Origin of the sequence: Janibacter zhaoxuefangae, from assembly GCF_050271985.1 — a bacterium.
Classification (GTDB): Bacteria; Actinomycetota; Actinomycetes; order Actinomycetales; family Dermatophilaceae.
Genome location: NZ_CP189849.1, coordinates 146,524 through 161,268, shown reverse-complemented (window position 1 = coordinate 161,268; position 14,745 = coordinate 146,524). Strand labels below are relative to the sequence as shown.

The 14,745-nt window shown below is 71.7% G+C and carries 13 protein-coding genes; all 13 read left to right on the top strand.

Annotated elements, in window-relative coordinates; genetic code table 11:
- Positions 1-81: 81 nt before the first annotated feature.
- The 13 genes from ACQBAS_RS00770 (at position 82) to exaC (ending at position 14,715) form a co-directional block, all read left to right on the top strand.
- Positions 82-1,533 (top strand): cytochrome ubiquinol oxidase subunit I, encoded by a 1,452-nt coding sequence (locus ACQBAS_RS00770; RefSeq protein WP_427384416.1) that lies wholly within the window; start codon positions 82-84, stop codon positions 1,531-1,533.
- A 24-nt stretch (positions 1,534-1,557) separates the two neighbouring features.
- The gene (cydB, locus tag ACQBAS_RS00765; RefSeq protein ID WP_427384415.1) at positions 1,558-2,592 is read left to right on the top strand and encodes a cytochrome d ubiquinol oxidase subunit II; all 1,035 of its coding nucleotides are present in this window, start codon (positions 1,558-1,560) and stop codon (positions 2,590-2,592) included.
- On the top strand, positions 2,589-4,280 hold the full coding sequence (gene cydD / locus ACQBAS_RS00760; RefSeq protein WP_427384414.1) for a thiol reductant ABC exporter subunit CydD: 1,692 nt from the start codon (positions 2,589-2,591) through the stop codon (positions 4,278-4,280). The genes cydB and cydD overlap by 4 nt, the downstream gene beginning before the upstream one ends.
- Positions 4,280-5,986, top strand: a complete 1,707-nt coding sequence (cydC, locus tag ACQBAS_RS00755; RefSeq protein WP_427384412.1) for a thiol reductant ABC exporter subunit CydC — start codon at positions 4,280-4,282, stop codon at positions 5,984-5,986. Before cydD ends, cydC begins: the two co-directional genes overlap by 1 nt.
- Positions 5,987-5,988: 2 nt before the next feature.
- The gene (locus tag ACQBAS_RS00750) at positions 5,989-6,384 is read left to right on the top strand and encodes a BlaI/MecI/CopY family transcriptional regulator (protein ID WP_427384411.1); all 396 of its coding nucleotides are present in this window, start codon (positions 5,989-5,991) and stop codon (positions 6,382-6,384) included.
- A 5-nt stretch (positions 6,385-6,389) separates the two neighbouring features.
- Positions 6,390-7,289: a M56 family metallopeptidase gene (locus ACQBAS_RS00745; RefSeq protein ID WP_427384410.1), complete on the top strand. Its 900-nt coding sequence runs from the start codon at positions 6,390-6,392 to the stop codon at positions 7,287-7,289.
- Between the two features lie 141 nt (positions 7,290-7,430).
- Positions 7,431-8,162: an AIM24 family protein gene (locus tag ACQBAS_RS00740; RefSeq protein WP_427384409.1), complete on the top strand. Its 732-nt coding sequence runs from the start codon at positions 7,431-7,433 to the stop codon at positions 8,160-8,162.
- Positions 8,163-8,301: 139 nt separating this feature from the next.
- Complete coding sequence (locus ACQBAS_RS00735) at positions 8,302-9,345, top strand: 2-dehydropantoate 2-reductase (RefSeq protein WP_427384408.1); 1,044 nt, start codon at positions 8,302-8,304, stop codon at positions 9,343-9,345.
- A 5-nt stretch (positions 9,346-9,350) separates the two neighbouring features.
- Positions 9,351-9,845 (top strand): low molecular weight protein-tyrosine-phosphatase, encoded by a 495-nt coding sequence (locus tag ACQBAS_RS00730; protein WP_427384407.1) that lies wholly within the window; start codon positions 9,351-9,353, stop codon positions 9,843-9,845.
- Between the two features lie 113 nt (positions 9,846-9,958).
- A complete protein-coding gene (gene purB, locus ACQBAS_RS00725; RefSeq protein ID WP_427384405.1) occupies positions 9,959-11,368 on the top strand; it encodes an adenylosuccinate lyase in 1,410 nt (469 codons plus the stop codon).
- A gap of 69 nt (positions 11,369-11,437) precedes the next feature.
- Positions 11,438-11,845 (top strand): MmcQ/YjbR family DNA-binding protein, encoded by a 408-nt coding sequence (locus ACQBAS_RS00720; RefSeq protein ID WP_427384404.1) that lies wholly within the window; start codon positions 11,438-11,440, stop codon positions 11,843-11,845.
- A 35-nt stretch (positions 11,846-11,880) separates the two neighbouring features.
- Positions 11,881-13,107, top strand: coding sequence for a transcriptional regulator (locus ACQBAS_RS00715; protein WP_427384402.1), 1,227 nt, complete (start codon positions 11,881-11,883; stop codon positions 13,105-13,107).
- A gap of 84 nt (positions 13,108-13,191) precedes the next feature.
- Entirely contained in the window at positions 13,192-14,715 is a 1,524-nt protein-coding gene (gene exaC / locus ACQBAS_RS00710) for an acetaldehyde dehydrogenase ExaC (RefSeq protein ID WP_427384401.1), read from the top strand.
- Positions 14,716-14,745 lie beyond the last annotated feature (30 nt).

The window sequence follows — 14,745 nt, the reverse complement described above, 5'->3', positions numbered from 1 at the left end:
GAACCCGTTCCGAGCCACTCCTACGGTGTGTAGTATTTACTACCGACCGTAGTAGTCACTCCCTCGGACGGAGCCCCCCAGATGGACGCGCTCGACCTCGCGCGATGGCAGTTCGCCATCACGACCGTCTACCACTTCTTCTTCGTACCGGTGACGATCGGCCTGTCGGCCATCGTCGCCTACCACCACACCCAGTGGGTGCGCACGAGGAACGAGGACCATCTGCGTCTGGCGCAGTTCCTCGGGAAGCTGTTCACGATCAACTTCGCGCTCGGGCTCGTCACGGGCATCGTCCAGGAGTTCCAGTTCGGCATGAACTGGTCGGACTACTCCCGCTTCGTCGGTGACGTCTTCGGTGCGCCGCTGGCGATCGAGGCCCTGCTCGCCTTCTTCCTCGAGTCGACGTTCCTCGGGCTGTGGATCTTCGGCTGGGGCCGCCTCCCCGAGCGCCTGCACGCCGCCTGCATGTGGATCGTGCACATCGGGACGCTGCTGTCGGCCTACTTCATCCTCGCCGCGAACTCCTTCATGCAGAACCCGGTCGGCTACCGCTACAACGAGGAGACCGGACGTGCGGAGATGACCGACTTCGTCGCGATCCTCACCAACAAGGTCCAGCTCGTCACCTTCCCGCACGTCGCTCTCGCCGCCTACATGGTCGGCGGGGCCGTCGTCATGGGTGTCGGGCTGTGGTCCCTGCGCCGCGCCGCGCTGAGCGCTCCGGGCGACGCCCGCGCCGCCGACATCCCGCTGCACCGCCGCGCCGCCCGCCTCGGCGCCGTCGTCACCCTCGTCGCCAGCCTCGGCGTCATCGCCACCGGCGACGTCCAGGGCAAGATCATGACCGACGTCCAGCCGATGAAGATGGCCGCCGCCGAGGCGCACTACGAGACCTCGAGCCATGCCCCCTTCTCGGTCTTCTCCACCGGCGACCTCGATGGCAAGAACGCCCACCACTGGATCCAGATCCCCGGCCTGCTCAGCTACCTCGGCCAGGGCGACGTCAACGCCGAGATCCAGGGCATCGACAACCTGCGCGAGGAGCTCACCGCGGCCTACGGCGGTGACCCCACCTCGCGCACCTACGACGCCACCTACACGCCCAACATCCCCATGTCCTACTGGTCGTTCCGCTTCATGATGGGCCTCGGCTTCGTCACGACGGCCGCGTCGCTGGCCGTCCTGTGGGCCACCCGCAAGGGTCGAGCACCGACCCACCGGGCGTGGCTGTGGGTGGCGCTGCTGACCCCCTTCGCGCCGATCTTCGCCAACAGCTTCGGCTGGATCTTCACCGAGATGGGCCGTCAGCCGTGGGTCGTCTACGGGCTCATGACCACGAGCAGCGGTGTGTCCCCGGGGACCACGTCGGCCGAGGTGATCATCTCGATGGTCGTGTACACGCTCCTCTACGCGGTGCTCGCCGTGATCGAGCTCAAGCTCTTCCGCGACTACGTCCGCAAGGGTCCGCAGCCCTTCGCCGACCCGACCGAGCCGGCCCGCGAGGACGACGCGCCGCTCGCCTTCGCCTACTGACGCAACGGGACTGGAGACACGCACATGGAACTCACCACCGTCTGGTTCATCCTCATCGGCGTCCTGTGGACGGGCTACTTCGTCCTCGAGGGGTTCGACTTCGGCGTCGGCATGCTGCTGCCGATCCTCGGTCGCGGCGAGGACGCCGCCGACACCGAGAAGCGTCGCCGCGTCCTGCTCAACACCATCGGCCCGGTCTGGGACGGCAACGAGGTCTGGGTGCTGACCGCCGGTGGGGCGACCTTCGCGGCATTCCCCGAGTGGTACGCGACCCTGTTCAGCGGGTTCTACCTGCCATTGCTGCTCATCCTCGTCGCGCTCATCGTGCGCAACATGGGCATCGACTACCGCCACAAGCGTGACGATGACCGGTGGCGGCGCGGATGGGACCGGGCCATCATCGTCGGCTCCACGCTGCCCGCGCTGCTGTGGGGCGTCGCGCTGACGAACGTCGTCGCGGGCGTGCCGCTCGACGCCGATCACGAGTACACCGGAGGGCTGCTGACCCTGCTCAACCCCCTCGCCCTCCTCGGCGGCCTCACCTTCGTCGCCCTCTTCCTGACGCACGGCGCCCTCTTCGTGGCACTCAAGACGACCGGTCCGATCCGCGCGGAGGCGCGGGCCCTGGCGACGAAGGTCGGCCTGGCGGCCGCCGTCCTCGCGCTCGCCCTCCTCGGGTGGCTCGGCGCCGGGCGCGGCTCGGCCCCGTCGTGGGTGCTCACCGTCCTCGCCGCCGGCGCCCTCGTGGCGGCACTGTGGTGGAACGTCCGCGGCGCGGAGGGACGCGCCTTCGCGGGCACCTTCGTGACCATCGGGCTGGCGATGGCCACGTACTTCACGATCCTCTTCCCCGACGTCATGCCGAGCTCGACCAACCCCGACTGGTCGCTCACGGCGGCCGGGGCGGCGAGCACGCCCTACACGCTGAAGATCATGACGGTCGTCGCGCTCGTCTTCACGCCCATCGTCGTGCTCTACCAGTCGTGGACGTACTGGATCTTCCGCAAGCGCATCGGCACCCAGCACATCCCGGAGCCCTCGGGGGTCGTCGGCGCATGAAGCCCCTCGACCCGCGCCTGCTCCGCGCCGCACCGTCGGCGCGGCGGGCCGTGCTGAGCCTGGGTGGCCTCGGGCTGGCGCAGGGGGTCGTCACGGTGGCGACCGCCTTCGCGCTGACCGCTCTGGCGATGGCCGCCCTCGGTCGCGGGTCCGGGCTGCTGGCGGCAGGCGGGGTCGTGCTGGCGCTCTTCGCGGCGCGTGGGCTGCTGGCCTGGACGATCGAGCGGGTCGCGGCGCGGGCCGGGGTGGCCGTGCAGACGGAGCTGCGGGGTCACCTGCTCGCGGCGTGGCTGACCCGGGACGTCGACTCCCGGCCCGAGCGCTCGCGGGCCTTGACCCTGGCCGCGCAGGGCTCCACGGCCGTGGAACCGTACGTCGCGCGCTTCCTGCCGGCGCTCGTCGCCGCGACCGTCCTGCCGGTCCTCGCGATCGGGGCGCTCGTCGTCGTGGACTGGCCGAGCGCGCTCATCGTCGTCGTCACACTCCCGCTCCTGCCGCTCTTCGCGGCCCTCATCGGGATGACGACCCGCGACGACACCCGGGCGCGGTGGCGCGCGCTGGCCGATCTGTCCGGGCACTACCTCGACGTCGTGCGCGGGCTCCCGACGCTCGTGAACTACGGGCGCGCCCAGCGGCAGGTCGGGACCATCCGCGAGGTGAGTGGCGCCCACCGACTCGCGACGATGCGGACGCTGCGGCTGGCCTTCCTCTCGTCGGCCGCCCTCGAACTCCTGGCGACGATCGCGGTCGCCCTCGTCGCCGTCACCGTCGGACTGCGCCTGTTGCACGGCGGCCTCACCCTCGAGACCGGTCTGCTCGCCATCCTGCTCGCCCCCGAGGCCTACTGGCCCGTGCGGCGCGTCGGTACGGAGTTCCACGCCGCGGCCGACGGCGCCGAGGCGTTGGAGGGGATCCTCGGGGAGCTCGAGGGCGCCGGCGCGACTGGCGCGGGCGAGGTCGTCACCGAGGTGCGTGGCGAACTGGTGGGTGGCGAGCTGGCACCCGGGATCCGCGCGGTCGCCGTGCGCTACTCCCACCCCGGCGCGACCACCCCCGCCGTGGATGGTGTCGACCTCGAGGCCACCACGCCCGGACTGACCGTCGTCACCGGCCCCTCCGGCGCCGGCAAGACGACACTGCTCGAGGTGCTGGCCGGGATCCGGCAGCCCACCTCCGGGCGCGTGGACGCCCCCGTGCCCGTCCACCTCGTGACGCAACGCCCCTTCCTCGCCGCGGGCACGCTGCGGGACAACCTCGTGCTCGGCGCGACAGAGACCCCCGACGACGCCGCGCTGGCCGAGGTCCTCGACCGGGTCGACCTCGCCGACCTCGTCACCCGGCTGCCCGCAGGCCTCGCGACCCTCGTCGGGGATGACGGGTTCGGCCTGTCGGCGGGGCAACGCGCCCGCGTCGCCCTCGCCCGTGCGGCCCTGTCCGCGGCCCCCGTCGTCCTCCTCGACGAGCCCACGGCCCACCTCGACCCCGCGAGCGCCGACGTCGCGCACCGGGTGATCGCCGACCTCGCGCGCACGCGCACCGTCATCGCGGTGACCCACCGCCCCGAACTCGTGGCGATCGCGGACGCGCACGTCCACCTTCGCGCGCCCCTCCCCACCCCCGAGGAATGGACATCACCGGTCCCGAACTCGGCCGAATTGGCCGGATCCGCCCCAGGAAAGGACCGCTGATGTCCACAACTCGGAAAGGGCTGGGCGGGGACCGCCCGCAGGTGTCGCAGCGGGTCAGCCGTCAGGTGTGGGTGGCCGGACTGATCGGCGGCCTCGCGACCGCGTGCGGCATCGCCCTGACGGCCACCTCGGGCTGGCTCATCGTGCGGGCCTCCCAGGCGCCGGTCGTCCTCACCCTGATGACGGCGATCGTCGGCGTCCGCGCCTTCGGGATCGGCCGCCCCGTCCTCCGGTACGCCGAGCGGCTCCGCTCCCACGATGCTGCCCTGGCCGACCTCGCCGAAACGCGCACGGCCACCTTCGCCCGGCTCATCCCGCTGACGCCGGCCCGGCTCGGCCGCCGCGGCCGCGGCGAACTGCTCGGCGGCGTCGTCGACGACCTCACCGACGTCGCCGAGGCGGCCGTGCGCGTCACCGTGCCGATCGTCTCGATCCTCGTCGCGGCCGTGCTCGCCCTCGCCCTGACCACGTGGGCGCTGCCGGCCGTCGGGCTCGTCGTCGCGGGAATGATCGGCACCGGGGCTGTGCTCGTCGTCCTCGCGACGCGGCTCGAGGAGGCGGGCCAGGGCGCCGTCCTTGCCGCCCGCGCCGAGACGACCCAGGTCGCGACCCTCGTCGCCGACCAGGCCACCGAACTGCGCGCCGTCGGCGGCGAACGGGCCGCCCTGGGCTGGATCGAGGCCGCGCACGGTCGACTGTGCGAGGCGGCCGACAGCCAGTCCCGCGGCCGCGCCCTCATCGCCGGAGGGCTGCTCGCGCTCACGGGGTTGGGCACCGTGTCGGCGGCGTTCCTCGTCCTACCGACCGACCTGCACCCCGGCGTGAAGGCCCTGCTCGTCCTGACGCCCGTCGCGCTCGGCGACGCCGCGGTCGGCCTGACCGAGATCGCTCGTGCGCACGCCCGCGCCCGGGCGAGCGCCGGGCGGATCGAGTCCCTGCTCGACCAGGAGCCCGCCGTCCGCGACGGCGGGGAGGGGCGCCTTCGCACGACCAGCCCGAAGGGGGCCGAGCGCCCGCCGCACCTGCGGCTGGCCGGAGTCCGGGCCTCCTGGACCGACGGCGCCACACATCTCGGCCCGATCGATCTCGACCTGCCCCCGGGCTCTCGCGTCGCGATCACGGGCCCGAACGGCAGCGGCAAGTCGACGCTCCTCGCCGTCCTGGCCCGCCACCTCGACCCCCTCGCGGGGAGCGTGACGCTCGACGGCGTCGACGTGCGGGATCGCCCCCTGGCCGATGTGCGGGACCGGATCGCCATCGTCGACGACGAGCCGCACCTCTTCGCGGGGACCCTGCGCGCCAATCTGCTGCTGGCCGCGGCCGACGGCCGGGCCGACGACGCCGACATCGAGGACGCCCTGCGCGCGGCGGGGCTCGGCCCGTGGCTCGCGAACCTCCCGGACGGGCTCGACACCCGCCTGGGCGCCGGCGGCAACGGCCTGTCCGGCGGCGAGCGCGCGCGCCTCGCGGTCGCCCGCGCCACGCTCTCGCGACGGCCGGTCATCCTCCTCGACGAGCCCGTCGCGCACCTCGATCACCCGACGGCGAAGGCCGTCCTCGCCGACCTGATGACCGCATCGGCGGGCAAAACAGTCATCATGGTCACTCACCACGGTGTCGGACTGGACCTCTTCGACACGACGATCGAGCTCGCAGCGCCCGTCGCGTCTCCCGCCCGCACCCCCGCCGCAACAACAAGGAACTGATCGTGTCCATCCCTTCCAGCAAACCTCTCGGCGATCTTGAACGCGCCGTCATGGAGGTCGTCTGGGAGGGCCCGGACGACGGCCTCCTCGTGCGCGAGGTGCTCGCGGCGCTGACCGACCGCGACCTCGCCTACACGACCGTCATGACCGTGCTCAGCCGGCTCGCGGAGAAGGAATTCCTCAAGCGGGTCCGCGACGGTCGCGCCTGGCGCTACCAGGCCACCTCGTCGCGCGAACAGGTGACGGCGCGGGCCATGCGCGGACCCCTCGACGACCTCGACGAGGACGCGCGCCGGGCGGCGATCCTGCACTTCATCGACGGCGCCTCCCGTGACGAGCTCACCGAACTGAAGGCGGCCCTGGCCGACGTCGAACGTCGCGCCGGCGACAACGGCTGACCACGGTGCTGGCTCTCGCGCTCGTCGCGCTGGCGGCGACGCTCACGATCATCGCGCCGCGTGTCATGGCCACGCGCACCCGCTTCCGCGAGTCGCCCCGTGCGGCGCTCATCGCGTGGCAGGCCGTCGCCTTCTCGGGGGCGCTGTCCGCGATCGCCGCCGCTCCCGTCGCCGCCACCGAGCTCGGCCCGTCGAGCGGCGGCCCGCGCGTGGCGGCCGCCATCATCGCCCTCGCCGTGAGCACGCTCGTCCTGGCTTCGCTGCTGGTCAACGGACACCTCACGGGCACGCGTCTCCGCGCGGCTCGGCGCCGCCACCGCGAGCTCATCGACCTCGTCGGTCAGGATCCCGACGGCGAGGACCTGCGGCGGAGCGCCCTCGACGCACGGGCACTGCGCGTCGTCCCGCACGAGACCCCCACCGCCTACTGCATCCCCGGCATCCGCGGGCACGTGGTCCTCACGGCCGGGACGCTCACGAACCTGAGCGACGACGAGCTGACCGCGGTGATCGCCCACGAGCGCTCGCACCTCGATGAGCGCCACGACCTCGTCCTCGAATACTTCACCGTCCTCCATCAGGCCGCTCCGGTCGGCCTGCGCGCCCCCGAGGCGCTGCGTGAGGTCACGCTCCTCATCGAGGTCATGGCTGACCGGGCCGCCCGCCGCACCGCCGGCGACACCGCCCTCGCCCGCGCGCTCGTGGCCCTCGCCGGGGGCAGCCACCCCGCCGCCACGCTCGGCGCCACCGAGGCCGGGCCGGTGGGCACGGATGCGACCCTCGCCCGGATGCAGCTCCTCGGCCGGCCACCGGCCGCGCCGTGGCGGACCGCCCTCGTCCACACCTTCTCGGTCGCGGTGGTCGCGGCCCCCTTCGCGCTCATCGGCCTGGCGCTCACCCGCTGACCAAACCCCCACGCCCGAGCCGCGGCGGCGTCCCCTGGTTGCAGCGAATCGGATGAGTGGGGCCAGCCGCAGTCACTACCGTGGGTCGTGTCGCCACCCGGCGACACGGCACACGGCCACGCACCTCTGGGGGAGACCACCATGACCATCCACGGACAGCTCTTCACGACCTTCGAGGAGAAGGCGAGCACGGACCAGTTCTCGCTGCAGAACCACAAGCTGCTGAAGGTGAACATGGGCCACGGCCCCGTGTGGGCGCGTACCGGCTCGATGGTCGCCCACCAGGGCGCAGTCACCTTCAAGAACCGCGGCGCGGGCGGCCTCGGCAAACTCGTGAAGTCCGCCGTCACCGGCGAGGGCGTCGACCTCATGGAGGCGAACGGACAAGGCGAGCTCTTCCTTGCCCATGAGGCCCGCGAGATCCAGGTGATGTACCTCGAGAACGACATGGTCTCGGTCAACGGCAACAACGTCCTCGCCTTCTCGTCGTCGATCCAGTGGGACATCCACCGGATCCAGGCGCGCGGCGCCGCCCTGACCGGCGGCCTCTACAACGTCTCCCTCCGCGGCACGGGCTACGTCGCCATCACGACGAAGGGGGACCCGGTCGCCCTGGACGTCGCGAGCGCGCCGACCTTCGCCGACGCGCAAGCGGTCGTCCTGTGGACCGCGGGCGTGCGGATGGACGTCAAGATCGACACCGGCGGCATCCGGTCGCTCGTGCGCGGCGGCACCGGTGAGCTCTTCCAGATGGCCTTCACCGGCAACGGCCACGTCCTGGTGCAGCCGGCGGAGAACGTCCAGCCCGGAGCGGCCTCCTCGGGCAAGTCCGGCGGGGGTCTCGCGTCCGGATTCGGCGACCTCCTGAGCTGATCCCCACCTGCGCCACGACAGGCCGTCGAGCCGCCTTGGCCACGAGTTGGTCACGGTGCGGTTACAATTCGGGGACGGTTCGGGCTTGCCATGGATATCGCCCGCCCGGGTCGGATCCATCTCGCGGAACAGGAGCTTCGTGCACGTGCAGCGGCTGAAGATCGTCGTCGTCGGCGCGGGCTCCATCGGTTGTCACCTCGGCGGTCACCTCGCGCAGGAGGCCGACGTCACCCTCGTGGGCCGGCCCCGGATCACCGAGGCCATCACGGCCGAGGGCCTGACGTTGACCGACCTCGGGGGTCGCACGACACACGTCGGCAGCTGCTCGATCCGCGTCGCCACCGAGCCCAGCCGCGTGGCCGAGGCCGACGTCGTCCTGTTGACGACGAAGTCGGGCGCCACCGCGGCCGCCGTCGCCGAGATGGCCCCGCACCTCCACCAGGACAGCCTCATCGTGTCCTTCCAGAACGGGCTGGCCAACGTCGACGCCGCCGAGGGCGCCCTGGGCGAGCTCTTCCCCAGCGGCGCTGCTCGCCCCCTCGTCCTCGTCGGGATGGTCCCCTACAACGTCGTGCAGACCGGACCGGCCACCTTCGAGCAGGCCACCTCCGGACGGCTGCTCGTGGCCGACCATCCCCGCGTCGACCGACTCGTCCACGTCGCTCACCGCTCCGGCCTCGACATCGGCGTCCACCAGGACATGCGCTCGGTCATGCAGGCCAAGCTGCTGATGAACCTCAACAACGCGCTCAACGCCCTCTCCGGCCTGCCCCTGAGGGACCAGCTCATGGACCGCGACTCCCGACACGTGCTCGCCAGCTGCCAGGAGGAGGCGCTCGCCGTCTACCGCGCCGCGGGCGTCCACCCGGCCCGGATCACCGCGCTGCCGCCGATCGCGACCCCGCACGTGCTGCGGGCTCCGAACCCGGTCTTCGGTGTCCTCGCCCGCCGCACGCTCCAGGTGGCGCCGGCGGCCCGCTCCTCCATGTCCGACGACCTCGACCAGGGTCGCCCCACCGAGATCGACAACCTCCAGGGCGCCGTCATCAGCCTCGGCGAGAAGTTCGGGGTGCCGACCCCGGCCTGCCGCCAGATCGTCAGCCTCGTGCACGAGGCCGAGCACGCCGGGCCGTCGCGCCGCCGGTGGACCGGCCGCGAGCTGCGCAACGCGGTCCGGGTCTGATCGCGGTGTATCGCATCTGCGTCGTCTGCACGGGCAACATCTGCCGCTCCCCCATGGGCGAGTTCATCCTGCGCGAGCTCTTCGAGGAGGCCGGCCTGGGCGATCGCGTGCACGTCGACTCCGCCGGGACGACCGCCTGGGAGGAGGGCAATCCCGCCGACCCGCGCACCCTCGCCGTCCTCGCGCGCAACGGCCACGAGGGACTCGGCGGGGACCACGTCGCCCGCGTCTTCCGTAGCGAGTGGCTCGCCGAGCGCGACCTCGTCCTCGCCGCCGACCACGGCCACCTCGGGACGCTTCGCCGCATGGCGCGCACCGAGGACGAGCGGGCGAAGGTCGCGATGTTCCGCTCCTTCGACCAGGCCGGTCTGCGGGAGGACCAGCAGTCCATGGACGACCCCTGGTACGGGGACGACCGCGACTTCGACCGCACCTACGCCGAGGTCATGGGGGCCGCCCGCGGGGTCGTCGACCACGTGCGCCGCGAGTTGGACGTCTGAGGCCGATCTCCGGGCGCGACGACCGGGGTCGCCAGCCGGCGTTGCTCGGCCGACGCCGCTCACGGCGCTGACACCGCGTCAGGCGCAGTCGCCGATTCTGGGAGGATGGGCCCATGGCCTCGCTCGCTGACCTCACGCCCCCGATCGCCCTCGGCGCCCTTGACGGCCGCTACCGCCCCGCGGTGGCCGGTCTCGTCGACCACCTCTCGGAGCCGGCGCTCAACCGGACCCGCACCCACGTCGAGATCGAGTGGCTCATCCACCTCACCGACCGGCAGGTCGTGCCGGGGGTCCGGCAGTTCACCGACGCGGAGAAGGCGGCCCTGCGGGCCATCGTCACCGACTTCGGCGCGGCGGAGATCGCCGAGATGGCCGAGACCGAGAAGGTCACCCAGCACGATGTGAAGGCGGTCGAGTACTTCCTCAAGAAGCGGCTCGCGCAGATCGCCCCGGATGAGGCCGACGCCGGCCTCGCCGAGCTGATCCACTTCTGCTGCACCAGCGAGGACATCAACAACCTGTCCTACGCGCTCATGGTCCAGGGCGCCGTCCGCGACGTGTGGCTCCCGCGGGCGACCGCCCTCGTCGAGGCGCTGGCGACGATGGCCTCGGACCTGCGCGACCTTCCCCTGCTGGCGCACACGCACGGTCAGCCGGCCACCCCGACGACGATGGGCAAGGAGCTCGCGGTCCTCACCCGCCGCCTGCAGCGCCAGCTCGCGCGGATCGAGGACGCCGAGTTCCTCGGCAAGCTCAACGGCGCGACGGGCACCTACGGCGCGCACCTGGCCGCCGTGCCGGAGGCCGACTGGCAGGACATCTCCGAGTCCTTCGTCGAGGGCCTCGGCCTGACGTGGAACCCGCTGACGACGCAGATCGAGAGCCACGACTGGCAGGCCGAGCTCTACGCCGACATGGCGCGGTTCAACCGGGTGCTGCACAACCTCTGCACGGACGTGTGGACCTACATCTCGATGGGCTACTTCGCGCAGGTGCGCGGTCAGGGCACGGTCGGGTCGAGCACCATGCCACACAAGGTCAACCCCATCCGTTTCGAGAACGCCGAGGCCAACCTCGAGGTGAGCAACGCGCTCCTCGACGTCCTCGCCGCGACGCTCGTGCAGTCCCGCCTCCAGCGCGACCTCACCGACTCGAGCATGCAGCGCAACATCGGCGTGGCCGTGGGGCACTCGCTCCTGGCGATCGACAACGCCACGCGCGGTCTGGCCGGACTCGACGCCGCCCCCGAGGCGATGGCTCGTGACCTCGACGCCAACTGGGAGGTCCTCGGCGAGCCGGTGCAGTCCGCCATGCGCGCCCTCGGCGCTCAGGGCGTGCCGGGGATGGAGGAGCCGTACGAGCGGCTCAAGGAGCTGACCCGCGGTCGCCGGATCGGCCAGAGCGAGCTCGTCGAGTTCGTGAAGGGGCTCGGCCTGCCCGCCGACGTCGAGGCGCGTCTGGCGGCCATGACCCCGCAGACCTACATCGGGATCGCCCCGGAGCTCGTCGACCACCTCGACTGACTCACGCCCGCTCGACGGGTGCCGCCAAAACGCCCACGGAGGGGTCGCCCCCGCGCTTACGCTGCGAACGTGGCCCGTTCCCGAGCATCGAGTCTGCGCGACCTCGATGACATCTGCATCGCGCTGCCCGAGGTCGAGCGGTCGACGGCGTGGGGCGGGCTGCCCGCCTTCAAGGTGCACGGACACTCCTTCGTCGTCTTCCGCGGGCCGCGGCCGGACGCGATCGACCCGGCGACCGGCGAACCCATGGACGACGTCATCGTCGTGACGACGCAGGGCCAGGAGGACAAGCTGGCCCTCGTCGAGGCCGACGGTCCGTTCTTCACGACGCCGCACTTCGACGGCCACGACGCGGTGCTCGTGCGCGAGCGCGACCTGCCGCGGGTGAACCTGGCCGAGCTGACCGAGATCCTCACGGACGCGTGGCTCGCGCGGGCACCCAAGCGTCTGGCCAACGCGTACCTCGAAGGTCACTGAGGGGGTTACGGTGGGGGCCTGACAAGGAGGTCACCGTGGCAACGACGGGCAACCTGCGCGGACGCCGCGAGCACGTCGAGCGTGCCCGCGGGGCGTGGGCTGACGGCGGGACCGATCCCGCCGGGGTCCGTCCCGAGATCGCGGAGAGCTGGCAGCGCTCGGCCAACGTCTCCCCCGACCTCGACGCCGCTCCCCTGGCCAACCCGGACGAGACCGCGGAGCAGTTCTCCGGCTCGGCACTCGACGTCGCGGTGGGCCGCCTGCAGCCCGAGCTGCGCCGGGCCGCGGAGGACGGCGACCTCGTCGTCGCCGTCTCCGACCCGCAGACCCGCATCCTGTGGACCTATGGTGGTCGCGTCATGCGGCGACGGGCGGAGTCGGTCAACTTCGTCGTCGGCGGCCGCTGGGACGAGGAGAGCGTCGGCACCAACGCCCTCAACCTCGCGCTGCGCACCGACCGCACCCAGACGGTCTTCTCCGCCGAGCACTACGCCTCGATCGTGCACAACTGGGTCTGTTGGGCCGCGCCCGTCCACGACCCCGTGACCGGGACTCAGCTGGGGGTGCTCGACCTGTCGACGACATGGGACCGGGCGCACCCGATCGGCGCCGCGACGGCCCAGGCGCTCGCCCGTCTCCTCGAGCGCGAGGTCCCCGACCTCGGCGCCGCGAGCGCGCCGGTGACGCTGGGCCAGCCGCGCGACCCCGGTCTGCGGCTGCGGCTGCTCGGGGCCGCCGAGGCCACCCTGGACGGTGCGCGCCTGCTGCTCACCCGGAGGCAGACGGAGATCCTCGCGCTGCTGAGCCTCCACCCCGAGGGGCTCACGCTGGACCAGCTGCACGCCCACCTCTACGGGGACAAGGCCGTCAGCGCGTCGACGCTCAAGGCCGAGGTCTCCCACCTGCGGGCGGCCCTGGGCGGCCAACTCGCCTCGCGTCCCTACCGCCTCACCGTCCCGGTCACCACGGACGTCACGACCGTCGAGGGCTGCCTGCGCTCCGGTGACGTCGATGGGGCGCTCGAGTCCTACGGCGGGGACCTCGTCCCCGGCACGGAGTCGCCGGCCCTGATGGAGCACGCCGACTACCTCGCCGTCGCCGTTCGCGAGGCCGTGCTCGCCGACCCGACGCCTCGGGCAGCGTTGCGGCACAGCGAGATCGCTCCCTATGACACCGAGGTGGTCGAGCGCGCGCTGGCCCGACTCGGGGAAGCGCACCACCCCCTTCGCGCCCTGCTGCGGGCCCGGCTGACCGCCCGCTGACGACGGACCAACCTTCCACCAACCTGACCGGACCTACCGTCGCCGCAGACGGGCAACGTGGCTCGTCAGGAACAGGAGGAAGACATGGCCGTCTACCCGCAGCCCGGAAGCGCCGACTCGTCGATCGAGGTCAAGGAGCGCTACGAGAACTTCATCGGCGGAGCGTGGGTCCCGCCGGTCAAGGGCGAGTACTTCGAGGACATCACCCCCGTCACCGGGCAGGTGTTCACCCGCGTCGCCCGTGGCACCGCCGAGGACATCGAGCTCGCGCTGGACGCGGCACACGCCGCGAAGGACGCCTGGGGCCGGACCTCGACGACCGAGCGCTCCAACGTGCTCCTCAAGATCGCCGACACGCTCGAGGCCAACCTCGAGGACATCGCCGTCATCGAGACCTGGGACAACGGCAAGGCCGTGCGCGAGACGCTCGCCGCCGACATCCCGCTGGCGATCGACCACTTCCGCTACTTCGCCGGCGCCATCCGCGCCCAGGAGGGCGGCATCTCGGAGATCGACCACGACACGATCGCCTACCACCTGCACGAGCCGCTGGGCGTCGTCGGCCAGATCATCCCGTGGAACTTCCCGATCCTCATGGGCGTGTGGAAGATCGCGCCCGCGCTCGCCGCCGGCAACTGCATCGTCCTCAAGCCCGCCGAGCAGACGCCGTGGTCGATCCTCAAGGTCATGGAGCTCATCGCGGACCTGCTGCCCGCCGGTGTCCTCAACGTCGTCAACGGATTCGGCGTCGAGGCCGGCAAGCCGCTCGCGTCGAGCCCGCGCATCGCCAAGATCGCCTTCACCGGTGAGACGACGACCGGCCGGCTGATCATGCAGTACGCCAGCCAGAACATCATCCCGGTGACGCTCGAACTCGGCGGCAAGTCGCCCAACGTCTTCTTCGACGACGTCGCCGCGGAGAACGACGCGTTCTACGACAAGGCGCTCGAGGGCTTCACGATGTTCGCCCTCAACCAGGGTGAGGTCTGCACGTGCCCCTCCCGCGCCCTCGTCCAGCACGGCATGTACGCGCAGTTCGTCGGCGACGCCATCGCGCGCGTCGAGGCCATCGTCCAGGGCAACCCGCTCGACACGACCACGATGATGGGCGCCCAGGCGAGCAACGACCAGTTCGAGAAGATCAAGAGCTACCTCGCGATCGGCCGCGAGGAGGGCGCGAAGGTGCTCACCGGTGGCGAGCCCATCGACCTCGGTGGCGACCTGTCCGGCGGCTACTACATCCGCCCGACCGTCTTCGAGGGCGACAACTCGATGCGCATCTTCCAGGAGGAGATCTTCGGTCCCGTCCTGTCGCTGACGTCCTTCACCGACCAGGCCAACGCTCTCGAGATCGCCAACGACACGCTCTACGGCCTCGGCGCCGGCGTGTGGTCGCGCAGCGCCCACACGACCTTCGAGATGGGCCGTGGCATCCAGGCCGGACGCGTGTGGACGAACTGCTACCACCAGTACCCGGCGCACGCCGCCTTCGGTGGCTACAAGCAGTCCGGCATCGGGCGCGAAAACCACAAGATGATGCTCGATCACTACCAGCAGACGAAGAACCTCCTCGTCAGCTACGACCAGAACAAGCTCGGCTTCTTCTGATCGATCCACGCTCGAGCGAAGGGGGCCCGC